Here is a 26,416-nt window from a genome sequence, read left to right as displayed (position 1 = left end):
GTCAAACCTGAAGCGATGAAGCGATTCACTCGGGCGAGTGGAAACTCAGGCTGTAATTCACCGCTTTGGGGCCTGGATCAAGGATATCCAGCGCGATGTGGATCGGCGTCTGCGGCGGCATTTCCGCCATGCCCTCAAGGTCGCCGTTGAGGTATTCGCCGGGTTTGAAGCGACGACTGGCGATCAGATGACCGTTGAGGTCAGCGAAGCGTAGCTCCAGCAACGGAAATGGCTGGGAGAACGTCGCCCGGTTGTAGATGATCGCATCCACCACCAGCGCCCCGCTGAATTCCGGATGGCTGCGCACCACCAGATTGCTGCTTTTGATTTTGCCGATGTCGACCTTGGACGGCACCGTGCAGCCGATCTGCGGGCAGAACTGCTGAAACCATGGGCGGTACTGATCCTGCCGCGCCAGTTCATCGAAATGATAGGCGATGTACTGGCCGGCCAGACCGGCGGCGGCGAGCAGCACCAGCAAAGCCCAGAGCAGACGCCGGCCCCAGGGTGAACGGCGTTTCTGCCAGTCCAGTTGCAGCGGGTCGTCGGTCAGGTCCTGCAACACTTCGGCGCGTTGACGTTTTTTGCGCAGCGGTTCGACCGATGGCAAGTCGTCATCGTCCGGCTCGACGTTGGCCGACAGGCGTTCACGACGGGCATTCGGATCGATCGGATCGTGCAGGCGCAGTTGCGGGATCGGCGGTTCACCGTCCAGATCCACCGGCTCCAGCGACAGGGAAGGCTCGGTGCGCGCGGTGTTTAGCGGTTCCGGTTCGACGGCATCTGGCTCGACGTCATCTTCGGGCTCGGGCAGACGTTCATCGTCGCGTGCGCTGAACAGGCTGTCGCGCCACTCCGTTTCATCGGCTTCAGGACTGTCGCGCCGGGCGCTCAGGGACTCTTCGCGCTGACGACCGAATTCGGTGGTCGGCTGGATTTCCCGTTGTTCGAGGCGGGCGAGTTCTTCGTCCAGATCGAGGCTGTCCAGGTCCAGCTCGCTGGCGCTCCATTGCTTTTGGCTGATGGCGCGCGGCGCGGGCGGTTCGTCATTGACGGGTGCTTCGACCACTGGCGGCGGCTCGCTGACCACCGCCTGAGACGGTGCTGGCTGGACAATGGACGGCGCCACCGGAGTGACCGCTTCCTTGCCGGCGTGTTGTTCCAGCAGCTGTTTGGCGGCGTTGAACACTTGCAGGCAGGAGCCACAGCGAACCACCCCGCGGGCCACGCTCAATTGAGCATGGCTGACGCGGAAGCTGGTTTGGCAATGCGGGCACTGGGTGACGAAGCTGTCGGTCATGCGGCGATCCGGTTTATGCAGGCGGCCATTCTAGCGCCGACGGCCGGTGATACGCACCCAGCCATCGCGATTGGCGATCGGGTCCAGATCAAAGTCCTGCGCATAGGCGGCAGCGACTTCTTCACCTTGTTCGGCGAGGATGCCTGACAGTGCCAGACGACCGCCGGTTTTCACCAGGCCGGACAGCTGCGGCGCCAGGGAAACCAGCGGGCCGGCCAGAATGTTGGCCACCAGCACGTCGGCTTTGACCTGCGGCAGATCTTCCGGCAGGTACAGCGGGAACAGCTCGTCGGCAATATTGTTGCGCCCGGCGTTGTCGCGCGAGGCTTCCAGCGCCTGCACGTCGATGTCGGTGCCGACGGCTTCTTTCGCGCCGAGCAGCAGGGCGGCGATCGCCAGAATTCCCGAGCCGCAGCCGAAGTCCAGGACGTTGCAGTCTTTCAGGTCCTGACCGTCGAGCCATTCCAGGCACAGGGCGGTGGTCGGGTGGGTGCCGGTGCCGAACGCCAGGCCCGGATCCAGCAACAGATTGACCGCGTCAGGCTCGGGCGCGGCGTGCCAGCTCGGCACGATCCACAGGCGCTGACCGAAACGCATTGGCTGGAAGCCGTCCATCCAGCTGCGTTCCCAGTCCTGGTCTTCGATGACTTCGCTGTGATGCTCGGGCAGCGGACTGCCGGTCAGCAGTTCCAGATGCGCGAGCACCGGCGCAGGCTCGGTGCCGCCCTCGAACAGGGCCAGCAGGTGCGTGTGCGCCCACAGTGGGGTGGTGTTGAGTTCCGGCTCGAAGATCGGCTGATCTTCGGCGTCCATGAAGGTCACCGAAACGGCGCCGACTTCAAGGAAAGCGTCTTCGTAGGTTTCGGCTTGTTCCGGGCTGATGGCGAGACGTACTTGCAGCCAAGGCATGGCGGGCACCTTTGAAAAAATATGATTGCAGCCTAGCGGCCAGCGAGAAGCGCGCAAGTTTACGCGAGCGCAGGCGGTTTGTGGGAGAGACTTGAAACGCCATTCCCTTGTAGGAGTGAGCCTGCTCGCGATGGCGATGGTGCTGTCGACACATATGCTGGATGTGCCGGCCTCATCGCGAGCAGGCTCACTCCTACAGGGGTTTATGTAATCTGTAGAAACAACAAAGCCGCCCGAAGGCGGCCTTGTCTGTGCGGACTTGAAGCTTAGTGCTTCTCGCCAGCCAGCTTGTGCTCGAGGTAGTGAATGTTCACGCCCCCTTTGCAGAAGCCTTCGTCGCGGGTCAGTTCACGGTGCAGCGGGATGTTGGTCTTGATCCCGTCAACCACGATCTCGTCCAGGGCATTACGCATGCGCGCCATGGCTTCGTCGCGGGTGGCGCCGTAAGTGATCAGCTTGCCGATCAGCGAGTCGTAGTTCGGCGGAACTGCATAACCGCTGTACAGGTGCGAATCGACGCGAACGCCGTTGCCGCCTGGGGCGTGGAAATGCTTGACCGTGCCCGGGCTCGGCATGAAGGTTTTCGGGTCTTCAGCGTTGATCCGGCACTCCAGCGAGTGACCGCGGATCACCACGTCATCCTGCGTGAACGACAGCTTGTTGCCAGCGGCGATGCTGAGCATCTCCTTGACGATGTCGATACCGGTGACCATTTCCGAAACCGGGTGCTCCACCTGAACACGGGTGTTCATTTCGATGAAGTAGAAACGACCGTTCTCGTACAGGAACTCGAATGTGCCGGCGCCACGGTAGCCGATGTCGATGCACGCCTTGACGCAGCGAGCCAGAACTTCCTGACGTGCCTGCTCGTCGATGCCGGGTGCCGGTGCTTCTTCAAGCACCTTCTGGTGACGGCGTTGCAGCGAGCAATCGCGGTCGCCCAGATGGATGGCGTGACCCTGGCCGTCGGACAGTACCTGAACTTCGACGTGACGCGGGTTGGTCAGGAATTTTTCCAGATAGACCATCGGGTTGCCGAACGCCGCGCCAGCTTCGGAGCGGGTCAGTTTCGCCGAGGCGATCAGGTCTTCTTCCTTGTGCACCACGCGCATGCCGCGACCACCGCCGCCGCCAGCGGCTTTGATGATCACCGGGTAGCCGACTTCACGACCGATGCGCAGCGCCGTTTCTTCGTCTTCCGGCAGCGGGCCGTCGGAACCTGGAACGGTAGGCACGCCTGCTTCGATCATCGCGTGCTTGGCCGATACCTTGTCGCCCATCAGGCGAATGGTTTCGGCTTTCGGGCCGATGAAGGCGAAGCCGGAATTCTCGACCTGCTCGGCAAAATCGGCGTTTTCCGCGAGGAAACCGTAGCCTGGGTGAATGGCGGTAGCGCCAGTCACTTCAGCGGCAGCGATGATGGCCGGGATGTGCAGGTAGGACTGAGCGGCAGAAGCCGGGCCGATGCAGACGGACTCGTCTGCCAGACCCAGGTGCATCAGCTCTTTGTCGGCCTTGGAGTAAACGGCGACGGTCTTGATGCCCATCTCTTTGCAGGCACGCAGAATCCGCAGGGCGATCTCACCGCGGTTAGCGATCAGAACTTTTTCCAACTTCGCAGTCATCAAAGGCTCTCCGCAGTTCAAACGATGGTGAACAGCGGTTGGTCGTACTCAACCGGCTGGCCGTCTTCGACGAGGATGGATTCGATCACACCGCTGGTTTCAGCTTCGATGTGGTTCATCATCTTCATGGCTTCGACGATGCACAGGGTGTCGCCTTTCTTCACGGTCTGGCCGACTTCAACGAAGGCTGGCGAGGTTGGCGAAGATTTACGGTAGAAGGTGCCTACCATTGGCGAGCGGGCCACGGTGCCGTTCAGTGCTGGAGCAGCAGCGGCAGCCGGAGCGGCAGCAGCTACTGGAGCAGCGGCGGCAGGCGCAGCGGCCGGAGCCTGCATCGGCGCCGGAGCGTAGTACTGCTGAGCCGGGGTCTTGCTGTGACGGCTGATGCGTACGGACTCTTCGCCTTCCTTGATCTCGAGCTCGTCGATGCCGGACTCTTCCAGCAATTCGATCAGTTTCTTAACTTTACGGATATCCATGAATCATCAACTCCCAAGGGTCGGTCAGGGGCGTTTAACGCTTGTGGTTCAAGTCGTTGCCTGTGTTTCAAGCTGTTCTAGTGCGGCCTCCAGGGCCAGTCGGTAACCGCTGGCGCCAAGGCCGCAGATCACTCCCACCGCTACATCGGAGAAGTAAGAGTGATGGCGGAAAGGTTCGCGCTTGTGCACGTTGGACAAATGCACTTCGATGAATGGGATGCTCACTCCCAGCAGCGCGTCACGTAATGCGACACTTGTGTGTGTAAATGCTGCTGGATTGATCAGAATGAAATCGACACCTTCACCGCGAGCGGCGTGGATGCGGTCGATCAATTCGTACTCGGCATTGCTTTGCAGATACAGCAGATGATGGCCGGCTTCACGGGCGCGGCGCTCCAGATCCTGATTGATCTGCGCCAGGGTCGTTGAACCGTAAGTGCCGGGTTCACGGGTGCCGAGCAGGTTCAGGTTGGGGCCGTGCAGCACCAGTAGCGTCGCCATCTGCGTGTTCCTTGTTATGAATGAGCAGTCGTCAGAACCCGGCGACTATGCCGCAAAGGCTTTGTGACTGTCCAGTTCTCTGCAATAGCCAGCACGATGACCGATGTTTGCGCGAAATTTATGACTGAGTGATTTGATTCGGTCATTCCGCAAGATTTGCGCTGATGCGAATGACGCTATCGCGAGCAGGCTCACTCCTACAGTTGGAATGCGTTCCCTTGTAGGAGTGAGCCTGCTCGCGATAGCGGCCTATCAGACGCGGAATGCCTGAACGGCGGTATGCAATTGCCCACCCAACTCCAGCAGATTCTCACCCTGCTCACGCCCGCGGCCGATACGCAGCAGGTTATCCCCGCCCAATTGATGGATCCGCTCGCTATGATCACGGATCTCGCTGACCGCGCCGCTTTGCTGGGCGGTGATATCGGCGATGCGGATCGCCGTGTCGGAAATGGTCTGGATCGCGCCGACGATTTTATCCAGTGCGCCATCTGCCGCTTGTGCCTGACTGGCCGTGGCTTCGGCGTGTTCGACCTGCGCGCGCATGCCTTCGACCGATTGTCGGGCAGCAGTTTGCAGGCCGGCGATCAGCGTCTGAATCTCCGCCGTGGCGCCCGCCGTGCGTTGCGCCAGTGAGCGCACTTCCTCGGCCACCACCGCAAAACCACGGCCCATTTCCCCGGCCCGCGCCGCTTCGATCGCCGCATTCAGCGCCAGCAGGTTGGTCTGGTCGGCGATCGAGCGGATCACCGTCAGTACGCCGCCGATAGTCGCCGACTCTTCGGCAAGATGCTCGATCATCTGCGCGTTGCCTTGCACCTCGCCGACCAGCGCATGCAGGCCGGTGAGGCTCTGGCCGATCACGGCTTGTCCGTGCTCGACGGCAAGACCCGCATGGCGACTGGCATCGGCGGCCTGTCGTGCATCCCCAGCGACTTGCTGAATCGTCGCTTCCAACTCACCCAGCGAATCGCGGATCAGCGCGGTGTCGCCCGCCTGATGCTCGGCGCCGCTGTGCAGGTCGTTGCTCAGTTCGGCCAGCGTACGGCTGCTGCCGGCCACCTGTTCGGCATTGCCGCGAATCGTCCCGACCAGATCCACCAGATACGCGCGCAGGCGATTCAGTGACGCTTCGATGTCATGCAGTTCGCGGTTGGTTTTGCCCAACTGAATGTCGCGACTGAAATCGCCTTCGGCCCAGGTCGACAGGGCCGGCGCGAGGTTGGTCAGAGTGCGCGACAGGCGCCGCTGCAAGGTGTCGATCAGCAGCGCGATCAGCAGAATCAGGCCGATCATCACGCCCTGCATCAGGCGCACTTCGCCCTGAATCTGCCCGTGCTGGGCGCGTACCACCGGTTCGAGTCCGGCGATGGCTTGCTGCACGGCGGCGATCTTCAAATGGGTCGCGGTGCTCAGATCGGTGCGTTTCTGGATCTGCTCGCGGGTACGCGCCAGCTCCGCCGGGTAGCGACCGAGCAGGCTGTTGAGTTCGCGCTTGAGGCCGACCCCGGCGTCTTCGGCGGCGGCTTTTTCGGTGCTTTCGATGCCCATCATCGCGGCGAAATCATCACTGCCGGATTCGTTCCTGGCGACCACGCCGAGCAGCGGCAGGGCGTCGATGGCCTGAGCCTGGGTGCGGATGTTGTCGACTTCGCGCTCGACGTCGGCCGCGAGTTCACTGCGGCCGCTGCTGACCAGTTTGTCGCGGGCCAGCGACAGCTTACCCAGATGCTGCGAGGCGGTGAGCAGGGGTGTCAGGTACGTCGCGTTGCCATTGGCGTAGGTGCTGATCTGATCGAGGCTGGCGCTCAGTTCGCGTTCGGCCTGCAACAGCAGTGCCTGCGGATCACCGGCCAGTTTGCCGGCGGCGAGCAGGTCGGTTTTGCTGAATTCTTCGAGGCTCGACAGGCTTGGGCGCAGGGTCTCGGCCAGTGCCGGCGGCAGTTCGCCGAGTTCCTTCTGCAGGCCGTCGATGGCCTGGCTGGCGCTGCTCAGGCGCAGGGCGTCGCCGCTGGCGAGGTAGTCCTCGACATTGCGCGCCACGTCATTCTGAAATTGCTGCGACAGGCCGAGGTAGCGCTCCATCAACAGATACGGACGCTCCAAGGCTTTTTGCGACCACCACAGCGTCGCGCCGAGCGCCACGCAGACGGCGACCAACAGCAGAGTGTTGAGATTGGTGAGCAACTTCAGGCGCATGACGGCTACCAACGGCAGAAATGGTAAGCGCCTGAATTTATTGCGGTTCTGTTACAGGGTTATGACCGAATCAGTGGATTCCGATGAAAAGGTGGCACTTTGCTTTGAGTCGCGTGCGGTCTGCACTCGATTGCGTCCGGCACCTTTGGCGCGGTACAGCGCTTCGTCGGCCTGGCTGGCCATCATCAGGCTGTCGGAATCCTCGTGCATTTCCACCACGCCGGCGCTGAAGGTGCACCACAAATCGTGCGGTTGCGCCGGGTAGTGGATTTCGGCGAAGCGCTGGCGGATCTCGTCGAGCACTTTGTGCGCCGCTTCTATGTCGGTGTCGGGCATGACGATGGCGAATTCCTCGCCACCGTACCGGCCGATGAAGTCGGTCTTGCGCAGGCGTTGCTTGAGGAACAGCGCCAGGCTCTTGATCACTCGGTCGCCCATCGGATGGCCGTGACTGTCATTGACTCGCTTGAAGTGGTCGATGTCGAGCATGGCAAAGCTCAGCGGCTTGTTCTCGCGACGGGCGCGGAACGAGCAGTCTTCGAGCAATTGCAGGATGTGCGTGTGGTTGTACAGGCCGGTGAGGCTGTCGCGGACCATGCGTGCCTTGAGATTGCGCGCGCGGGCGGCGCGGTTGCGCACAGTCGTAATCAGATGCCGAGGCTTGATCGGTTTGGTCAGGAAATCGTCGCCGCCCTCGCTCATGGCGTCGAGCTGTTTATCCAGATCGTCCTCGGCCGAAAGATAAATGATCGGCACGCTGACGTAGCGGTCGTTGTGGCGAATGACCTTGGCCAGTTCGGTGCCGGTGCAGGCCGGCATGTACATGTCGAGGATGATCAGATCCGGCTGGAAGTCCGCCAGTTCTGCCATCGCCTGGATCGGTTCGATCAGGGTGCGTGTGACGATTCCGGCGCTGTTGAGCAGGCGCTCGGTGTGCAAGGCCTGGGCGCGGGAGTCGTCGATGATCAGCACTTTATAAGGTTCATACTGGGCGACGCAGGTCAGGACTTCGATCTTCTCCAGCAGGCTCGACGCTTCGAGGGTGCCGGTGAGGAATTCCTGGCCGCCGGCGCGCACGGCGGCGAGGCGGGTCGGGGTGTCGGTTTCGTGCAGGCTGAAAAACAGCAGCGGCAGCGGTTCTTCCAGGCCAACCTGAGCTTCGGCAGCCAGTTGCAGGCCGACGCCTGCGCCGCTGAAGTCCACGTCCATGACGATCGCGGCGGGCAAGCGCTCGACCATCGAGGAGCGAAACGCCGCGACACTGTCCAGCGCCTGCGCGGTCAGGCCGAAAAACTCCAACTGCTTGGCCAGCCGCTCGGCGCGGTCGTGATCCTGCAACATCACGTAGATCGGTTTGCGCAACGGCGGCAGGAAGGTCTGGTCGAGTTGATCGCCATGCCGCAGACCGGTGCGCGACAGACGCTGCATCAAACGATTGAGGTCAGTGATCAAGCCGCTGCTCAGGCGTCCGCGATTGGCGTCCACCGCTTCCAGCGACTGGCCGATATGACGCGCGAGTTGCGTGTGCTCGGGCTGCTCGAAGCGCTCGGCAAAACGCAGCAGGCGCAGATTGGCCTCGCTCAGTTCGGCGAGGTCGGCGGTGGACCACTCACTGCGTTGCAGGCGCTGCCATATCTCAAGAATCTGACGTGCCTGATGAATTACCCGCTGGGCAAAGTGGTGCTTGAGGCGCTCACGGCTGGGGTCTTCTGGCTCGGTCATATCCTGACTACTAGTTAGGGCGCATGCTGAGATCGACTGGTGGCTCTATGCTAGCACCTCTTTTCCCTTATATGAGTGTCGTGCATCAATAATCTGCGGTGCTGCACAATTCAGTTTCTGACCGGGCGGTATCGGATTGAACCTGCTCGTCGGTGAGCCTCCCGTAAACCGGGAGTATGGCGCTGATCGACGGGTCAAAACGCCTGTGTGCATAACGCTGCGCTGTAGACAGGCGCTGATCTGCCATGGCCTGTTCCGGGGCGTCTTTGGTGATAGTGCATCAGGGAAACCCCTAGAGAGTTCGCGGGGCGATGTCGCGCGTTCCGTGGATTTTCTGCTTCTCTTCAATGGCGGGTGCCGGCCTTGGCACGTTGTTGTATGGTTGTGGTCGAACCGTTGAACCCAAGTGATTGAAAGGATATCGCCATGCTGGACTGGAAGAACCGCGCGGGCAGCGCGCCTGAACGTGCCGCTGAGCCGAAGTCGGCCACCCGCAGCTATGTTGGCGGGCTGTTGTTCAGCCGCGCGCTGGCCACGCTGATCGGCATTTATCTGCTGGTGACCATCGGCCTGGGCTGGTACTGGAGCCAGGAGCCGGCGCTGTTTCCGGTGGCACAAAACGCCCAGGCGGCTGCCGAGAAAGAAGGCAAGCAGATGGTCGTCGGCTACACCACGGTCGAAACCCTCAAGACCGTTGCCGGTACGTTGCTGAACAAACCTGGCGGCTACATTTCCAACGACCGTTTTCCGCCTGGCCTGTGGATGGACAACACACCGAGCTGGGAATACGGCGTGCTGGTGCAGGTGCGTGACCTGACTCGTGCCCTGCGTAAGGACTTTGCCCGTTCGCAGTCGCAGTCGGCCGAAGATGCCGATCTGGCCAAGGCCGAACCGCGTTTCAACTTCGACAACAAGAGCTGGATCCTGCCGTCGAGCGAATCGGAATATCAGGAAGGCATCAACTCCCTGAGCCGTTATCAGGCGCGTCTGTCTGATCCAACGCAGAAAAACGCCTTGTTCTACGCTCGCGCCGACAACCTCAACAACTGGCTGGGCGATGTCGGCACCCGTCTGGGTTCGCTGTCGCAACGCCTGTCCGCCAGTGTCGGCCGGGTGAAACTCAACACCGCGCTGAAAACCGAAGTGCCGGCGGTTGGTGAAGTACCGCAGGTTGACGAGGAAGTCGTCGAAACCCCGTGGATGCAGATCGACAATGTGTTCTATGAAGCGCGTGGTCAGGCCTGGGCGCTGTCGCACCTGTTGCGCGCCATCGAAGTGGACTTTGCCGATGTGCTGGCGAAAAAGAACGCCACGGTCAGCGTGCGTCAGATCATCCGTGAACTGGAAGCATCGCAGGAGCCGGTCTGGAGCCCGATGATCCTCAATGGCAGCGGCTTCGGCGTGCTGGCCAACCACTCGCTGGTCATGGCCAACTACATTTCCCGGGCCAACGCTGCAGTGATCGATCTGCGTCAATTGCTCAATCAGGGCTGAGTCATGGTCGATAGCGCCAAAGAGGCGGAGCACCGCGCTGCCTCCGATGCCGAACAGATCGCCTGGGTCGACGAGCAGGACAACCTGCTCGGCGCCCTGGTGCGGGCCGATCTTCGTGAGCGCGGGCTGATCGGGCGCGGCACCTACATCATGTTGTTCAATTCCGCTGGTGAGCTCTGCGTACACCGGCGCACCCTGAGCAAGGCGATCTATCCCGGTTACTGGGATGTGGCGGCAGGCGGCATGGTGCAGGCCGATGAAACCTACGCCGAATCGGCGGCCCGGGAGCTGGAAGAGGAGTTGGGTGTGAGCGGGGTGGAATTGACCGCCCACGATCATTTCTTCTTCGAAGACACCGGCAACCGTTTGTGGTGTTCGGCATTTTCCGCGGTGTGGGACGGCCCGCTGAAACTGCAGCCTGAAGAAGTGCTGGAAGCACGCTTTATTCCGGTCGAGCAGGTGATGCGCGAAATCGAGCAAAAGCCTTACTGTCCGGACTCTCTGGCCGCGTTGAAGCGCTATCTGAAGGCTCAACAAAGCGGCGTCGCAAAGAACACATAAATTGGCGCCGATTGGCTCTTAGCAATTGCGCTTTTTGCCGTTACACTGCGCGACCTTTTCAAGCTGCACCGACCTGCTTTTGTTCAAGCGCACGGTGCAGTAGCGCTGCCCCTGCCTGAGTGGGGCTTCGCGGTCGATGACCTTGCCCAAGGTTGCGATCAGTCTTTGTCCTCCCAAGAGGATTGCCGGTGGCCAAAAAAGCCGCATCCTTCGCCGCCCTTGGTGGCCTGGTATTTTCCACCGACGCAGGTCGTCATTGCCCGGAATGCAGTAAGCCGGTGGACGCCTGTATCTGCAAACAAACCGTGATCCCGGCCGGGGACGGCATTGCCCGCGTGCGTCGCGAGAGCAAGGGCCGTGGCGGCAAGACGGTGACCACCATCACCGGCGTGCCACTGGCCGAAGACGCCCTCAAGGAGTTGGCGACAACGTTGAAGAAACGTTGCGGCACCGGTGGGGCGTTGAAGGACGGGATCATCGAAATCCAGGGCGATCATGTCGAGCTACTCTTGGCAGAGCTGATCAAACACGGTTTCAAAGCGAAGAAGTCCGGCGGCTAGCAGCCTCTGTGAAATCCATCTGCGGCTTGATCCGGCACTGAAGCAGTTCAGATCCGGCGTCGTCTCCATGGTTTTCACAGAGCCTGTTCATGACCGGTTTCTAAACTACACGCGGTCAGCGCGGTCTACCGCCGCGCTGACGAACCGTCATTTTCATTCTTTAGACTGCGCCGGCCTGCGATCAGGCGACGCACTATGACTTCTTTATAGGGGACTTCGATGTCCGTACGACGCACACGTAAAGACGATGGCAGCCAATGGACAGTTGCGGACAGCCGCAGTGTTTACGGGATTCGCCATTGGGGGGCCGGGTATTTCGCGATCAATGACGCCGGTCGCGTCGAAGTTCGTCCGAACGGCCCGAGCAGCTCGCCTATCGACCTGTTCGAACAAGTCGACCAACTGCGCAAGAGCGGCTTGTCCCTGCCGTTGCTGGTACGTTTCCCCGACATCCTGCAAGACCGTGTCCGTCAACTGACCGGTGCTTTCGACTCGAACATCGAGCGCCTGGAATACCAGAGCAAGTACACCGCGCTGTACCCGATCAAGGTCAACCAGCAAGAAGCGGTGATCGAGAACATCATCGCCACCCAGAACGTTTCCATCGGTCTGGAAGCCGGCTCCAAGCCTGAGCTGCTGGCGGTGCTGGCGCTGGCGCCGAAGGGCGGCACCATCGTCTGCAACGGTTATAAGGACCGCGAGTTCATCCGTCTGGCACTGATGGGCCAGAAGCTCGGCCACAACGTGTTCATCGTCATCGAGAAAGAATCCGAAGTCGGCCTGGTGATCGAAGAAGCCGCCTCGCTGAAGGTCAAGCCACAGGTCGGTCTGCGCGTGCGCCTGTCGTCGCTGGCGTCCTCGAAGTGGGCGGACACCGGTGGCGAGAAATCCAAATTCGGTCTGTCGGCGGCGCAACTGCTGTCGGTGGTCGAACGCTTCCGCGCTGCCGGCCTCGATCAGGGCATTCGCCTGCTGCACTTCCACATGGGTTCGCAGATCGCCAACCTGGCTGACTACCAGCACGGTTTCAAGGAAGCGATCCGTTACTACGGCGAACTGCGCAACCTTGGTCTGCCGGTCGATCACATCGACGTCGGCGGCGGTCTGGGTGTCGACTACGACGGTACTCACTCGCGCAACGCCAGTTCGATCAACTACGACATGGACGACTACGCCGGTGTCGTGGTCGGCATGCTCAAGGAGTTCTGCGACGCGCAGAGCCTGCCGCATCCGCACATCTTCTCCGAAAGCGGCCGCTCGCTGACCGCGCACCACGCGATGCTGGTGGTGCAGGTGACCGACGTAGAGAAACACAACGACGAAATCCCGCTGATCGAAAACAAGGAAAACCTGCCGGAAACCGTGCAGTGGCTGGTGGACCTGCTCGGCCCGACCGATATCGAGATGGTCACCGAGACTTACTGGCGCGCCACGCACTACATGAGCGACGTGGCTTCGCAGTACGCCGACGGCAAACTGACCCTGGCGGAAAAGGCCCTGGCCGAGCAGTGCTACTTCGCTGTGTGCCGTCGCCTGCACAACTCGCTGAAGGCACGTCAGCGTTCGCACCGCCAGGTGCTCGACGAACTCAACGACAAGCTGGCCGACAAGTACATCTGCAACTTCTCGGTGTTCCAGAGCCTGCCGGACACCTGGGCGATCGATCAGGTACTGCCGATCATCCCGCTGCATCGTCTGGACGAAGAGCCGCTGCGTCGCGCCGTGCTGCAAGACCTGACCTGCGACTCCGACGGCAAGATCAACCAGTACGTCGACGAGCAGAGCATCGAGACCAGCCTGCCGGTGCACGGTCTGAACGAAGGTGAAGACTATCTGCTGGGCGTGTTCCTGGTCGGCGCCTATCAGGAAATCCTCGGCGACATGCACAACCTGTTCGGTGACACCGACTCGGTGAACATCTACCAGAACGCCGATGGCAGCGTGTACCACGCCGGTATCGAGACCCACGACACCATCGAAGACATGTTGCGTTACGTGCACTTGTCGCCGGAAGAACTGATGACCCACTACCGCGACAAGTGCGCCAGTGCCCGCATCAGTGCCAGCGAGCGTACGCAGTTCCTCGATGCCTTGCGTCTGGGTCTGACCCGTTCCTCCTACCTGTCTTCCTGAGTCAGGTCTGTTGCACCGGGTTGTCTGAAATTTTCCCTCAAGCTGTGGAAAATTCGGATGACCCGGTGGGACATTTCCCAAATCCCCTGCGAAATAATTGCCTGCCACAGCCGGAGAAGTGATCCGGTCTGCTTTTCGCGTAGGTCATTTCCTAAGTTGTACTTCAGCTCTCTACTCGGCCATGGCTCTCGGCGAGAATCCCCGGCCGCCCCTCCTGTAGAGATCCGCCCATGTTCGAATCAGTCAACGAGCCGTCGTTTCGTCTCGATGTAACGGGGCTGCCCGAGCCCTTCGAGGTGCTGGCCTTTACCGGAAGTGAGGGCATCAGCGAACCCTTCGCCTTTGATATCGATCTGTTGATCAATGATCCGCAACTGGACCTGGCCGGCCTGCTTTTCCGCTCGGCGTTCCTGCAGTTCGGTCCCGGACACAATGGCCTGAGCGGGCAATTGCAGAGTGTCGTTCAGCATGAGCACGATCAGGGCGCCCGATTGTGTCGAGTGACACTGGGACCGAAGCTGAGTTGTCTGGCGCTGCGTTTCAGTCAGCGGATCTTCAGCAGTCAGTGCGTGCCGAAGATCCTCGCGCAGGTGCTCAAGGAGCATGGGATCGTTGGTGCGCAACGGCGTTTTGATTTGCAGTGCGAATACCCGGTGCACACTTTCTGCACCCAGTACCGGGAGTCGGACCTGCAGTTTGTGCAGCGGCTGTGCGCGCAGGCGCGGATCCACTACTACTTCGAGCACCGGCCGGACGGACACTGTCTGGTCTTTGTCGATGATCCAGGGCGTTTTCCCGTGGCCGGCGCGGCGTCTGTGGACGATGGCGCGAGCACCCCGGCGGTAAGACGCTGGCAGATGCAGGTGGACGCCAGCGATGTGGACGCGGGTTCGGCGCAGGCCGGCAAAGCTTATGGCCACAGCGATCTGCCGACCTTGCGCGCCGCGCAGTGGCTGGCGTTGACTGCGCATCCGTTTGCCGAATGCAACCGCCGCTGGTTGCTGAGCCGGATCGAGCATCGTGCTGATCCCGCCAGCGAGCCGGCTTACAGCAACCGGATCGTCGCCGCCGCCCAGGCGCAACTGCCGACATTGACGAGCACCTGTGCCAGGCCGCGCATGCACAGTCTGCAACGTGCGTGGGTGGTGACGGTCGATGAACCGCAGCCCGACGATCAGCGGCCGGTGGCGGTGCAGTTCGACTGGCTTTATCAGGGCGAAGGCGCTGCCGCCAGCCATTGTTGGCTGCCGCTCGCAGCAGCGTTGAGCGACGCCTCACTGACATCGTTGCGTGAAGGCGTTGAAGTGGTGGTGAGTTTTCATGAAGGCGATCCGGATCAGCCGGTGATCAGTGGTGTGCTGCAGGAGCCGGCGGTGATCGAAGACTGCGAAGCGCCATTGGCGCTGCCGGACGTGCTGCCGAGCGCGGGCCTGGCGCAATGGCTCAAGTCTGCCGAACCGCTGTTGCTGCTGTGTCTTATGCCCGGCGGCGGCAGTTACAACCACTGCACGGCGTCGATCTGCAGTTGCCGATTGGTCGCGTCGCTGGATCAGGACGGCGCCGCTTGAGCGGCGTCGGCTTTGCCCCGCAGGTACAGTGGCTGTTGCTCGATGGCGCCGATGCGCAGCAGGCGCTGGCGACATTGCGCCAGGGGTTCGCCAGCGTACGTTGCACGCGGCTGTTCCAGGGCACCGAGTTTCAAGCGGTAAGCGAGCACGGTCCGCTGCTGGTCGACCTGCATGACTGCCCGGCACTGGCGGCGCTGTGTCAGCGTGATCCGCAGACCTGGCGCGGGTTGTTGTTCGCCAGTGATGCCTCGCAGGCAGTAATGCTGAGCCACCTGCGCCGGATGCTGACGGTCTCGTTCGGGCTCAATCACCGTGCCTTGCTCGGTTATTACAACCGCCAGACGGCAAGTTATTTCTTCGACGCCTGTGACGCCGCCGACTTGAGCCGCTGGCTCGGGCCGATCCGCCTGCTGCGCTGGTTTGGCGGCACCTGGGCCGACCTCGCCATCGGCAGTCAGGGCTGGCAGCAACTGCGCAACCCGCAGTGGGCGGTCGAGCCGCTGGGGATCGACGAAAGCCTCACCCATCGTCAGCGCGAACGTTTGCAAAGCTGCCTGCTGGAACAACACATCTGGCGCTGGTGCCAATCAATGGGAACCGACTACGCGCGCATGGCCTCCCATGTGCAGGAGGGGCTGAGCCTGGGTTTCAGCGACCGCACGGTGCTGGATGGCTGGTTGTGGCTACGCTTGCAGCATCCCCGAGCGGTATTGCCAGACGTGCCGGACGGGCTGAGCCAGCAGGAACGGCTCGAGCATGTGCGGCGACAGTGGCAGAACGATCAATCTTGAGGTGCGACATCCATGACAAATCCTCTGTGGCAGCGGTTCGGCGCAGTCCTCGGCGGGTTTCTGCTGCTGGTGCTGACGGGATGTTCCCCGGTCAAGGTGCTCAATGCGCTAACCCCCGACGACACGTTCCACAAAACCGCCGGGATTGCCTATGGCGATGATCCTCGACAGAAGCTCGACGTCTACGTGCCGCGCCAGCCGCTGGAGGACGCGCCGGTGGTGGTGTTCTTCTACGGCGGCAGCTGGAACAGCGGTGATCGTGGCGATTACGCGTTTGTCGGCGAGGCACTGGCGTCGCGGGGAATTGTCGCGGTGCTGGCGGATTACCGGCTGTACCCGCAAGTGCGCTATCCGCTGTTTCTTGAAGACTCGGCGCGGGCGGTGGCCTGGACCCGGGCGCATATCCGTGAGTTCTCCGGCAACCCGCAACGCCTGTACCTGATGGGCCACAGTTCCGGCGCTTACAACGCGGCGATGCTGGCGCTGGATCCGGGTCTGCTCGGTGCGGTGGGCATGACGCCCAAAGACCTCAGCGGCTGGATCGGCCTGGCCGGTCCGTATGATTTTCTGCCCATCAAGAATCCGCAGGTGCGTCCGGTATTCTTCTGGCCGGACTCACCGCCGCAATCGCAGCCGATCAACCACGTCAGGGCGGGCGAGCCTCCGGCACTGCTGATCGCTGCGACCAAGGACAATCTGGTCAACCCGACGCGCAACACCGCAGGCCTGGCGCGCAAACTGCGCGAGGCGGGTGTACAGGTGCAGGATCTTTACTACTCGCGCCCCAGTCATGTGACGCTGGTGGCGACCCTGTCGCGTCCGCTGCGGCGTCTGGCGCCGGTACTCGATCAGGTCGTCGCGTTCGTCAAACACACACCGGCTCAGTGAGCGGCACCGCTGAACCAGCCGTCGTTGCGCCGCAGCCACAGGGCCAGTGCGCCGAGGGTCAGGCTGCGCAAGACCATAAACAGCAGGAACGTTATCCACAGCCCATGATTGCCCAGTCCCTGTAATGCCCAGGCGAACGGCAGCAGCAGGGCGACGGTCAGCAGCATGCCGTTGCGCATCTCCCGGGCTCGAGTGGCGCCGATGAACAGGCCGTCGAGCAAGTAGCTCCAGACCGCAATCAGCGGCAGTACCGCCAGATACGGCAGATAGATGAACGCGGTATCGCGCACGCTCTGGATGTCGGTCTGCATCTCGATGAACAAGTGTCCGCCCAACAGAAACAGCGCGGCAAAACCGAGGCTGGCCAGCAACGACCAGCCGCCGGCCACCACCAGCGAACGGCGCAGGGCGAGCCGGTCGCGGGCGCCGATGGCGTGTCCGCACAACGCTTCGACCGCATGCGCCAGACCGTCCAGCGCATGCGCGGTCAGCAGCAAACCGTTGAGCAGCAGAGCATTGGCCGCCACCGTGGCATCGCCGAGCCGCGCGCCTTGCACGGTGATCAGGAAAAATACCGATTGCAGCGCCAGGCTGCGGATGAAAATGTCGCGGTTTACCGCCAGCAGCGGGCGCCAGCTCTGCCATACCTTCAAGGCCGTCCAGACGATGTGCCCGGGATAGGCGCGCAAGGCGCCACGGGTCAGCCACAGGCCGAGCAGGGCGCCACTCCACTCGGCAATCACCGAGGCCCGGGCCGAGCCGACCACCCCCCATTCCAGACCTATCACGAACCACAGGTTGAGAGCGATGTTGATCAGGTTGGTGGTCAGCAGAATCGCCAGTGGCGCCCGTGCATTCTGGGTGCCGAGAAACCAGCCGACCAGGGCGTAACTGGCCAGTGCTGCCGGCAAGCCGAATAGCCGGGTGTGGAAGAACTCGCGGGTCAGTTGATCGAGTTCTGCCGATGGCTGCATGAAATGCAGGGCCACACCGCTCAACGGCACGCCGAGAGCGCCGAGCACGATTGCCAGTCCCAGCGCCAGCAGCAAACCCTGCAACAGAATCTGCCGTAACGCCGCGCCATCGCTGCGCCCGGCCGCCTGAGCGGCAAACCCGGTGGTGCCCATGCGCAGAAAGCCCATGGCCCAGGCGAGAAACGTGTAGAGACTGGCGCCGACCGCCACTGCGCCCAACTGATGGGCGTGGGGCAGGTGGCCGATGACGGTGCTGTCGACCAGCGCCACCAGCGGCACGGAAATATTGGAAAGGATCATCGGCGCGGCGAGCGCCCAGACCTTGCGGTGAGTCGGGCGGTCGCGCCAGTCGGCAATCAGGTTGGACATGCGGGCTCCTTGGGGGAGCGGGGATTGTAGCGATTCATGCGATCTATTGTGGGAGCGAGCTTGCTCGCGAAGGCAGTGTGTCAGTCAAAACAGCTTTTACTGATTTGACGCTTTCGCGAGCAAGCCCGCTCCCACAGGGGAAGAGGGGGTGTCAGTGAATAATCCAGCTCAACAACCACAACCCCAACAGCAGCCAGATGATCCCGGCAATGATCGACGCATTCATGAACGCGCGAATCGCCGACCACAGCAGCATCAGACCGACGATCAGCGCGAGGATGCTGATGATCGAAGTGTCCATGCCCAGCGTCTTCGCCAGGCCATCGACAAAGTTGCCGCCGGCGTTGCTCAGAATGTTGAACAGGCCGCTGAGGCCATCAACGATAAAGCGGATGACCGAACCGAGTGCCTGGCCGAGCCATTCGAAAAAGCTTTCTACCTGCATGTGTGCATCCTGATGAAAGAGCTGAGCCTTGGGCCACCGCGCGGGTGGCCGAGTTCCCTGCAACTATAGAGGGTTTGCCTCAATCCTGTGTGGGAGCGAGCCATGGCCGCTTGCGTTCAGCCGACATCCCCCCGAAGCTATACGCCTTCAGGAGAGCCCGATGAACCTTGTTGAACTGACCGAACGCCTGCACGCCATTCGCGACCGCAATGACTGGCGGCAATTTCACAGCCCGAAAAACCTCGCCATGGCCGCCAGCGTCGAGATGTCCGAACTGGTGGAGATTTTCCAGTGGCTGACCGAAGACCAGTCACGCCAGTTGCCGGCGGACAAACTGGCGCATGCCGGGCAGGAAGTCGGCGATATCGTCCTGTATCTGTTGCTGCTGTGCAGCGAGTTGGGGCTGGACATGAATGAAGTGGTGCGCAGCAAGCTCGCCGACAGCGAACGGCGGTTCAGCTGATGAGCGACCGGCATTTCGATCAGTTGGCGACCCGGTTCGCCGAAAAAATCTACGGTGGCGCCAAAGGCGCGATTCGCCTCGCGGTGTTGCAGGCCGACCTGGCCGAAGCATTGCCGGACCGACCGCTGCGCGTGCTGGACATCGGCGGCGGTCTGGGCCACATGTCGCTGTGGTTGGCCGAGCGCGGCCATCAGGTGACCTTTACCGAACCGGCTGAGCCGATGCTTGAGGGCGCCCGTCAGCGCTTCGCCGAAGCCGGGCAGAGCGCAACGTTCATTCAGGCGCCGTGGCAGGAGCTGCTCGGTCAGCTCACCGAGCCCTACGATCTGGTGATCTGCCACGCGGTGCTCGAATGGCTAGCCGAACCTCACGCGATCCTGCCGGTGCTGCATCAACTGACCAAGCCCGGTGGCTGGCTGTCGCTGGCGTTCTACAACCGTGATGCGCTGATCTACCGCAACCTGCTCAAGGGCCATTTCAAGAAAATGCGCAAAAACACCATGGCCGGTGAAAAGCAGAGCCTGACCCCGCAGCAACCGCTTGATCCGCGGGAGCTGGCAACGCAACTCGAAGGGTTGTGGCAGGTCGAAACCCAGAGCGGAATCCGGGTTTTCCACGACTACATGCCGGTGGAATTCCAGGCCCGCGCCGAACTGGTGGACTTGCTGGAGATGGAACTTGCGCACCGTCGTCACCCAAGCTTCGCCGGGCTTGGGCGTTACTTGCACTGGATCTGCCGGCCGATCTGATCGGAGCACTACATGAAAGCTCAACTCGGGTTATTGCTGATCTGTCTGGGGTTGGCCGCCTGCCAGGGCAGCAACCCGTATGTCGCGCAGTCGCGGCCGTTGCCGCCGGCGCCGCCGCAAGCGGCCAATACGTTTGATCGCAGCGCCTACCCGGCGCCGACACGCGATTACGGGCGCTATCGCAGTTGGGCCTGGCTCAACGGGCAGTTACCGCCGGGCACGGCCTGGGCCGACTCGGCGCAAGTGGCTGAAGCCGTCAGCAATGCGCTGGATCAGCGTGGTCTGCGGCCGTTGCACGACAATCGTCCGGCCGATTTGCTGGTCAGCGCCAATCTGCGTCTGGAAACCCGCTTGCGGCAGGTGCAGGACGATTACGGTTACGGCGGATACAGTGGCTATGATCGCTACGGGCGCGGTTACGGCATGTACAACACTGTGCCGATTGTTCGCACCTATCAGGAGCAGGTCGTGGTGGTGCAGGTCAATCTGTTCGACGCCGGCACCGGTCAACCGGTGTGGAGCGCCAGCGCCGAAACCGCCAATCAGGGTAGCCAACTGGTGCGCACCGACGCCATTCGCGAGGCTCTGGAAAAAGCCCTGTCGGCGTATCCGCCGAGCTAGACTTCAGGTGAGAACGCTTCGCAGGTTCAGGCCTTCAACCGGAGAACAACCATGTTCCGTCGTCTCGCTTTACTGGCCATGGCCGCGCTGCTCAGTGCCTGCGCTGCCAACCAGGTCAATCACGACTTTGACGCCAGCCGCGATTTCGCCGCCTATCGCAGCTGGAGCTGGAAAGAACCGGCGCTGCAATATCGCCCGGATGATCCACGGATCAAGAGCGACCTGACCGAGCAACGCATCCGCCAGGCCGTCAGCGATCAACTTGATCAACGCGGCTTGCGCCCTGCCGCTGCGGGGGCCAAAGGCGACCTGAGCGTGCAAACCTACCTGATCGTCGAGGATCGCCAGCAGCAAGTGACCACCAACTACGGCGGCGGTTGGGGTGGCCCGTGGAACGGGTATTGGGGCGCGCCGATGTACAACGAAACCCGCAACATCACCTACAAGGTGGCAACGATCCAGATCGACCTGCTCGACGGCAAGGACGGCAAACTGGTGTGGCGCGGCAGCGATGAACAGATGCTCAGCAGCACGCCCAATCCGCAGGATCGCAGCAACGCAGTGCGCGAAACCGTCAGCCGGATATTGGCCAACTATCCACCGCGCTAGTTCGCTGTAAAAAAAAAGGGAGCCCAAGAGGCTCCCATTTTTTGCCCCACCACAAATCTCCCTGTGGGAGCGGGCTTGCTCGCGAAGACGGCGTGTCAGCCACATCCATGTTGAATGACACAGCGCATTCGCGAGAAGACGAGGTCTGCAGGGTTTTGTGCAGCACCAAATGGCGCGTTGCCACTAGCGCCGTCTACACTCAAATCCACCATCGGAGGTAGCGCTCGGCAACGCGCCGGCAAAGGAGTGCGCCATGTCGCCTCGTACGCAGTTCAACGGCCCGGCCCGGCAACGCGGGGCGATCGGGTTGATGGCGGCTGCCACCCTCAGTCTGGCGCTGGTGTTGATGCTGTTGGTGGTCGACACCGGTCGGTTGTACATGGAGCAGCGCAAGTTGCAGCGGGTGGTCGACAGTGCGGCGCTGGAAGCGGTCAGTCGCGGCGGCAATTGTCAGTCAGGCCTCAGTGCAGCCACTTATGCCGGGCAAAGCGCAGTGCGCAATGGCTACATCATCGATAGCAACAACACCCTCGCGACGACCTGCGGCAGTGTGCAGACCGCGGCCAGCGGCCTGCGTGCGTTCACCGTCGATGCAACCCGGTCGAGCGCAATCAAAGTGGACGCCAGCCGCACGGTGACCACCAGTTTTGCCGGCGGCGTACAGGCCTTGTTCAGCGGCTCTGCGGTCAGCCTGAACACCACGCTCAACGCCTCGGCCGTCGCCGCGCAGCCGACCCCGACGGTTGCGCAACTGAACATCCGCAGTACGCTGGCGAGCATCAACACCGCCCAGTCGAACATTCTCAATCCGCTGTTCTCCGGGCTGCTCGGCGGCAACGTCAACCTCACGGCACTGGGTTGGGACGGTCTGCTCAATACCGACATCAACCTGCTCAGCTACCTCAACCAACTGGCGATCAACCTCAACGTCGCCGCCGGCAACTACACGCAACTGCTCAACACCCAGGCCACGGTCACCCAACTGATTCAGGCGGCCGCGACGGTGGTGCAGCTCAATGGCGCGACCGCGACGGTGATCACTGCGCTGGGTCAGCTGCAGGTTGCGGCGATCAATGCTGCGCCGGTCAAACTCGGCGACATCCTGCAGTTGCAGACCGGCACCACCGCCGCCGGGCTGGATGCCAACCTGCAACTGCTGCAACTGATTCAGGGTGTGGTGCAACTGGCCAACAGCAAAAGCGCGGTGGCCGCGACCTTGCCGATCAGCGTGCTGGGGCTGGCGAATGTCACGGTGCGGGTCAAGGTGATCGAGCCGCCGCAGTTTTCGGCGATTGGTGATCCAGCGCGGGCCAAGGCCAATCCGTTGGGGCCGGACCGGATTTATGTGCGCACGGCGCAGATTCGCACGATGCTCTCGGTCAATCTGCCGGTGTTGTCGGGGGTGACCGGGCTGCTCAATGCGGTGCTGGGATTGGTCGGCACACTGACCCCGACCCTCAACGCGCTGCTGAGTCTGAATCTGGTGGCGACCCTCAATTCAGTCGGTTGTCTGCTCGGCGCCGGTTGCCAACAGCTTGATCCGCAGTTGCTGCCATCGCCGGAAATCGACATCGCCCTGGATGCCGGTGGCGCTATCAGCTACGTCACCGATTACAGCTGTCCGATCGGCCCGGGAACCTCGGGCACCAAAAGCCTGACCGCCCACACGATCACCTCGATCGCTGACCTCAAGGTCGGCAAGATTGACCCGACCAATGCTTTTTCCTCGCTCGCCGAGCCGACGGTTACACCGTTGCCACTGGTCGATCTCGGCACTGTGACCTGCCACAAGATTCTCGGCATCGGCAGTTGCGACGAGAACACCCACGTCCAGTACGGGGCGGGCGGGATCGCGATCATGGTCAATACCAGCGTCGCGCAAAGCTCTCAGGATTTGCTGTATTCCAGCAGCACGCCATTCGCCACGCCGGCCAACCTCAAACTGCCGCCGAGTGTGATTTCAGCGGCGCCGTCGAGCAACATCGTCAGCAGCCTGGCGAACACTTTGGCAGGGATCAATCTGATCGTGTACAAGCCGCAGGGCGGCAACCCACTAGGGGCTATCGTCACCGGTGTGGCCAGCCTGATCAGCGATGTCACGGCCATTCTGCAACCGCTGATTACCAACCTGCTCAGCCCATTGCTCGACCCGCTGCTGAACAACTTGCTTAAAAGCCTAGGCATCAACCTGATGGACGTCGACGTCGGTGCCAACATGACCTGCGGCCAGACCGGCAAGGCCTATCTGGTGATCTAGGCGTCCGGTGCAATCGGCAACTCGATGCAGAAACGTGCGCCCTCCAGCGAGTTGCGCACGCTCAAATGCCCGCCCATGTTTTCGATGATGCCGTAGCTCACCGACAGCCCCAGCCCGGTGCCGACGCCCACCGGTTTGGTGGTGAAGAACGGTTCGAAAATCCGCTCCAGCAAACGCGGCTCGATGCCGCCGCCGTTGTCCTCGACCCACAGCCGAACCTTGTGCTCGTCGCGCTCGGCATAAATCGAGATCCATGGCTTGAACGATGAGTCTTTCTCGCGTTTGCCGAGCAGCGCATCGCGGGCGTTGACCATCAGGTTGATCAGCACCTGCTCCAACTGATCGACGTAACCGCGCACCTGCACGCTGAAAGCGGTTTCGCTGATCCGCAGGTCGACGCCTTTGCCGCGCATGCCTTCGGCCAGCAACGACAAGGTGCCTTCGATGGCCGAGGCCGGGTTGAACAGTTGTTGCTCGATCTCCGAACGACGGCCGAACACGCGCATGTGATCGACCACTTTCGCGGCGCGCTGCACCTGGGCGTCGATGCGATTGAGTTTGTCGGTCAGATAGTCGATCTGCACATCGCCGTTGCCCAGGCGCTTGAGCACGTTGACGATGGCCATGCGCATCACGTTCAGCGGCTGATTGATTTCATGGGCCAGACCAGTGGCCATTTCGCCGAGGGTGGCCATTTTTGCGCTTTGCGTGAGTTGCTGCTGCGAGCGCCGCACCTCGGTGTTATCGCGGCCCACGGCCTGCACCTCAAGCAGGCGCCCGTGTTCATCGAACACCCCGCGATCGGACCACACCCACCATGCATGTTCGCGCCCGGGTAATTGCAGGCTGATTTCGGCAGTGCTCACTGGTAGCTCCGGGGTCAGCAGTGCCAGACGCTGGATGAAGGCGGCGCGTTGTTCGTCGGACATCCAGCTGCCCAGATCGACCCCCGGCAATTGCTCCGGGGTGCATTCCAGGTAGGTCGCCAGCGGCCGGTTGCCAAAGGTCAGGGTCAGGTCCGGGCGATAACGGCAGATCATCGCCGGAGAGTCTTCCACCAGAATCCGGTAACGCTCTTCGCTGTGTCTGACCTGTTCGGCGGCGAGGGTCGCTTCGGTGACGTCCAGCCACAGCCCGACGGCTTCGACCGGCAGACCAAGATCATTGCGCAGCAGTTTGGCTTCGTCGAGCAGCCAGTGGTAGTCGCCGCGTGCGTCGCGCAAGCGAAAACGCGCACGCGCCGAGCCTTCGCGCAACAGTTGCCGGGTGCGAGCGAAATACAGCTCGCGGTCTTCGGGGTGAATCAGTTGCACCCAGTCGGCGGCGCAGCCCTCGGCCGGCGTCCAGCCCAGCAGCGGCTGCAGGCTGGCGCTGAAAAAGTCCGCAAGCAACGCACCTTCGACGTAGCGCTGCACATAAATCACTGCCGGCGAACTGGCGATCAGGTTATCCAGCCGCGCATGGGCGGCTTCGGCGCGTTGCTGCTGGTTGCGCGTGTCGCTGATGTCGAGCATGAATCCCACCAGTCGCCGCTGTTCACCGGTGCCGGCGACCTGGCCCTGAACGCGATACCACAGGGGCGTTTGTCCGGGGCTGCTGCGGTGCAGGCGCACGCACAGGGTCAGGGGCTCGCCGTGCAATTGCAGGGCGTGCAGGCGGCTGCGCAGTTCTTCGCGATCGGCCGGATGAATCAGTGCCAGCCAGTCTTGCAGCGAGATGCGAGCACGGTCCGCCGGCAACACATCGAGCAGCGTAGGCGCCAGCAGCATGTCGTCGCCAAGCATTTCCCACCAACCGGTGCCGAGCAGGGTCTGCAGCGATTCCAGGCGTTCGGTGTAGTGATGATGTTGCTGTTCTCGCAGGCGGCTGAGCAGCGGGCCGGCCAGTGCGCTGGTCAGGGCCATCCAGTCGCGGTCGTTCAGGTGCGGGGCGGCAATGTCCACGGTGTAGAAGCCGCAGAGCAGCCACGCCACCACCCCTCGATCATCGCTGTAGGGCACGGCGAACCCGTCGGCGTTGCCGAACGTGGCCTCCACCCGCGCGTGGTCGTACAAGCCATGATGGGCGCCGAGGCGTTGCGGCGCGCTGCCGTTGAGGCTGTCGAGCGGCGTGCCCAGACGTTGGCCGTCCTGCCACAGCAACGGCGCGTCGTGGGCGCGATATTGCTCGTAGATCTGCCAGCCCTGCTCCTGTTCGTCGAGCAGGGCGAGAGCCAGACACGGGATATGCCAGCGCTGGGCGATGGCCTGCAGTTGCTCGCTGAGCACCAGCGGCAAACGCGTCAGGCTACAGACGCGCAGGTGTTCGCTGATCTGTCCGGCAAGTGCCTGACTGGCTTCACGGTTGCGCGACTGCTGGCGCTCCAGCAGCAGGTCGCCGATGTCCATCAGTTGCAGCATCCAGCCGTCGGCCGAAGGCTGTACCCAACCGCGCAGGTGCAGGGTCTGATCGCTGAGGCCGGGAAAATCCAGATCGAGTATTTGCCCTTGCCAGTCCTGCGGGCGGCCTTCAATTGCCAACGTACTGTGCGCGAGTAAATAAGCCGACAACGGCAGCGGCGAGTCGTGGGGTGGCTGTTGCGCGAGTTGGTGGCGCAACGGCCCGGCGATCTGCAATACGCCGCCGTCGTGGTTCAGTTGCAGGTGCAGGCCCAGCGGCGGTGCGCCGAGATGATCGGGCAGTTCGTTGGCCGGCGGTGGCGCGCGCTTGAGCAGGCGTCCGAACAGATTGTCGCCGGCGGTCAAAATTTCAGGCTCGACGCGGCGGAGAGGGTGGCGGGCAGACTCGGCACTGCACCCACGCCCGGCAGCACCAGAAATGGAATGACCTGATTGAGCTTGCTGGTGGGGTAATCGACTCTGACCGTCAGCGTACCTTGAGTGGCGTCATACACCGCCGAGGTATCGACGCCGACCACCAGGTTCAGCGCGGATGGCACCCACTGCAACTGTTGGGTCAACGCGGTGTTGGCAGTGCTCACCACCACGGAAGCATAACCGGGAGTGTTGGGGTCGACTGCGACGCTGCGGCGCACCGCTTCAGATGTCGCCTCGTTGAAAGTCTGCATCAATACAAACGGCAGGCTGTAACTGACCAGCGCGTAGAACACGGCGAAAAAAATCACGAATACCAAGGCGAATTCGATCGCCACTGCGCCTGCCTGTGATTTTGCGAAGCCGGTTTTCATGAGTGCGTCTAC

At 62.1% G+C, this 26,416-nt stretch carries 23 protein-coding genes; 12 read left to right on the top strand and 11 right to left on the bottom strand.

Annotated features, from left to right (window positions below; all coding sequences use genetic code 11):
• Window positions 1–25: 25 nt before the first annotated feature.
• The 7 genes from J1G18_RS03920 to gcbA form a co-directional block, all read right to left on the bottom strand.
• Complete coding sequence (locus J1G18_RS03920) at window positions 26–1,300, bottom strand: DUF3426 domain-containing protein (protein ID WP_223007124.1); 1,275 nt, start codon at window positions 1,298–1,300, stop codon at window positions 26–28.
• Window positions 1,301–1,330: 30 nt separating this feature from the next.
• Window positions 1,331–2,209 carry a 50S ribosomal protein L11 methyltransferase gene (prmA, locus tag J1G18_RS03915; protein ID WP_027613592.1) on the bottom strand — a complete coding sequence of 293 codons (879 nt, stop codon included), beginning with the start codon at window positions 2,207–2,209 and terminating at the stop codon, window positions 1,331–1,333.
• A 266-nt stretch (window positions 2,210–2,475) separates the two neighbouring features.
• Window positions 2,476–3,834 carry an acetyl-CoA carboxylase biotin carboxylase subunit gene (accC, locus tag J1G18_RS03910; protein ID WP_027613593.1) on the bottom strand — a complete coding sequence of 453 codons (1,359 nt, stop codon included), beginning with the start codon at window positions 3,832–3,834 and terminating at the stop codon, window positions 2,476–2,478.
• Window positions 3,835–3,851: 17 nt separating this feature from the next.
• Window positions 3,852–4,313, bottom strand: a complete 462-nt coding sequence (gene accB, locus J1G18_RS03905) for an acetyl-CoA carboxylase biotin carboxyl carrier protein (RefSeq protein WP_027613594.1) — start codon at window positions 4,311–4,313, stop codon at window positions 3,852–3,854.
• A 48-nt stretch (window positions 4,314–4,361) separates the two neighbouring features.
• On the bottom strand, window positions 4,362–4,814 hold the full coding sequence (aroQ, locus tag J1G18_RS03900) for a type II 3-dehydroquinate dehydratase (RefSeq protein ID WP_007914604.1): 453 nt from the start codon (window positions 4,812–4,814) through the stop codon (window positions 4,362–4,364).
• 252 nt (window positions 4,815–5,066) lie between these two features.
• Entirely contained in the window at window positions 5,067–6,110 is a 1,044-nt protein-coding gene (locus J1G18_RS28320; protein ID WP_410477704.1) for a methyl-accepting chemotaxis protein, read from the bottom strand.
• A gap of 954 nt (window positions 6,111–7,064) precedes the next feature.
• Complete coding sequence (gcbA, locus tag J1G18_RS03890) at window positions 7,065–8,735, bottom strand: diguanylate cyclase GcbA (protein ID WP_027613596.1); 1,671 nt, start codon at window positions 8,733–8,735, stop codon at window positions 7,065–7,067.
• Between the two features lie 426 nt (window positions 8,736–9,161).
• Here gcbA and J1G18_RS03885 point away from each other — a divergent pair, with 426 nt between their 5' ends.
• The 7 genes from J1G18_RS03885 (at window position 9,162) to J1G18_RS03855 (ending at window position 16,730) form a co-directional block, all read left to right on the top strand.
• Window positions 9,162–10,229 (top strand): DUF2333 family protein, encoded by a 1,068-nt coding sequence (locus tag J1G18_RS03885; protein WP_007963034.1) that lies wholly within the window; start codon window positions 9,162–9,164, stop codon window positions 10,227–10,229.
• A 3-nt stretch (window positions 10,230–10,232) separates the two neighbouring features.
• Window positions 10,233–10,790: an NUDIX hydrolase gene (locus tag J1G18_RS03880; RefSeq protein ID WP_223007122.1), complete on the top strand. Its 558-nt coding sequence runs from the start codon at window positions 10,233–10,235 to the stop codon at window positions 10,788–10,790.
• Window positions 10,791–10,978: 188 nt separating this feature from the next.
• The gene (locus J1G18_RS03875; protein ID WP_007914613.1) at window positions 10,979–11,350 is read left to right on the top strand and encodes a translation initiation factor Sui1; all 372 of its coding nucleotides are present in this window, start codon (window positions 10,979–10,981) and stop codon (window positions 11,348–11,350) included.
• Window positions 11,351–11,569: 219 nt separating this feature from the next.
• Window positions 11,570–13,483, top strand: coding sequence for an arginine decarboxylase (gene speA / locus J1G18_RS03870; protein ID WP_003221289.1), 1,914 nt, complete (start codon window positions 11,570–11,572; stop codon window positions 13,481–13,483).
• 230 nt (window positions 13,484–13,713) lie between these two features.
• Entirely contained in the window at window positions 13,714–15,051 is a 1,338-nt protein-coding gene (locus tag J1G18_RS03865; protein WP_134785346.1) for a contractile injection system protein, VgrG/Pvc8 family, read from the top strand.
• Window positions 15,048–15,842, top strand: coding sequence for a DUF4123 domain-containing protein (locus J1G18_RS03860; RefSeq protein WP_223007121.1), 795 nt, complete (start codon window positions 15,048–15,050; stop codon window positions 15,840–15,842). The genes J1G18_RS03865 and J1G18_RS03860 overlap by 4 nt, the downstream gene beginning before the upstream one ends.
• Window positions 15,843–15,854: 12 nt before the next feature.
• Window positions 15,855–16,730 (top strand): alpha/beta hydrolase, encoded by an 876-nt coding sequence (locus J1G18_RS03855; RefSeq protein WP_223007120.1) that lies wholly within the window; start codon window positions 15,855–15,857, stop codon window positions 16,728–16,730.
• Here the strand turns inward: J1G18_RS03855 and J1G18_RS03850 are convergent.
• Window positions 16,724–18,073 carry an MATE family efflux transporter gene (locus J1G18_RS03850; protein WP_223007119.1) on the bottom strand — a complete coding sequence of 450 codons (1,350 nt, stop codon included), beginning with the start codon at window positions 18,071–18,073 and terminating at the stop codon, window positions 16,724–16,726. The genes J1G18_RS03855 and J1G18_RS03850 overlap by 7 nt on opposite strands.
• Window positions 18,074–18,224: 151 nt before the next feature.
• Window positions 18,225–18,518: a hypothetical protein gene (locus tag J1G18_RS03845; protein ID WP_223007118.1), complete on the bottom strand. Its 294-nt coding sequence runs from the start codon at window positions 18,516–18,518 to the stop codon at window positions 18,225–18,227.
• 160 nt (window positions 18,519–18,678) lie between these two features.
• Between J1G18_RS03845 and J1G18_RS03840 the strand changes: the two genes are divergently transcribed.
• The 5 genes from J1G18_RS03840 to J1G18_RS03820 all read left to right on the top strand — a co-directional run bounded on the left by J1G18_RS03840 (window position 18,679) and on the right by J1G18_RS03820 (window position 23,217).
• Window positions 18,679–18,981: a MazG-like family protein gene (locus J1G18_RS03840; protein ID WP_007951009.1), complete on the top strand. Its 303-nt coding sequence runs from the start codon at window positions 18,679–18,681 to the stop codon at window positions 18,979–18,981.
• The gene (locus J1G18_RS03835) at window positions 18,981–19,730 is read left to right on the top strand and encodes a methyltransferase (RefSeq protein ID WP_222016751.1); all 750 of its coding nucleotides are present in this window, start codon (window positions 18,981–18,983) and stop codon (window positions 19,728–19,730) included. The genes J1G18_RS03840 and J1G18_RS03835 overlap by 1 nt, the downstream gene beginning before the upstream one ends.
• 12 nt (window positions 19,731–19,742) lie before the next feature.
• Complete coding sequence (locus tag J1G18_RS03830; RefSeq protein ID WP_210556638.1) at window positions 19,743–20,351, top strand: DUF4136 domain-containing protein; 609 nt, start codon at window positions 19,743–19,745, stop codon at window positions 20,349–20,351.
• A 51-nt stretch (window positions 20,352–20,402) separates the two neighbouring features.
• Window positions 20,403–20,960 (top strand): DUF4136 domain-containing protein, encoded by a 558-nt coding sequence (locus J1G18_RS03825; RefSeq protein ID WP_007963018.1) that lies wholly within the window; start codon window positions 20,403–20,405, stop codon window positions 20,958–20,960.
• Window positions 20,961–21,213: 253 nt separating this feature from the next.
• On the top strand, window positions 21,214–23,217 hold the full coding sequence (locus J1G18_RS03820) for a pilus assembly protein TadG-related protein (protein ID WP_098967045.1): 2,004 nt from the start codon (window positions 21,214–21,216) through the stop codon (window positions 23,215–23,217).
• Here J1G18_RS03820 and J1G18_RS03815 read toward each other — a convergent pair.
• Together J1G18_RS03815 and J1G18_RS03810 are read right to left on the bottom strand one after the other, a co-directional pair.
• On the bottom strand, window positions 23,214–25,961 hold the full coding sequence (locus tag J1G18_RS03815; RefSeq protein WP_223007117.1) for a PAS domain-containing sensor histidine kinase: 2,748 nt from the start codon (window positions 25,959–25,961) through the stop codon (window positions 23,214–23,216). The genes J1G18_RS03820 and J1G18_RS03815 overlap by 4 nt on opposite strands.
• On the bottom strand, window positions 25,958–26,404 hold the full coding sequence (locus J1G18_RS03810) for a TadE/TadG family type IV pilus assembly protein (protein WP_007963015.1): 447 nt from the start codon (window positions 26,402–26,404) through the stop codon (window positions 25,958–25,960). Before J1G18_RS03810 ends, J1G18_RS03815 begins: the two co-directional genes overlap by 4 nt.
• Window positions 26,405–26,416 lie beyond the last annotated feature (12 nt).

The organism is Pseudomonas sp. MIS38, assembly GCF_019891575.1.
Lineage (GTDB): Bacteria > Pseudomonadota > Gammaproteobacteria > Pseudomonadales > Pseudomonadaceae > Aquipseudomonas > Aquipseudomonas putida_A.
This window is presented reverse-complemented; position numbering and strand designations above follow the sequence as displayed.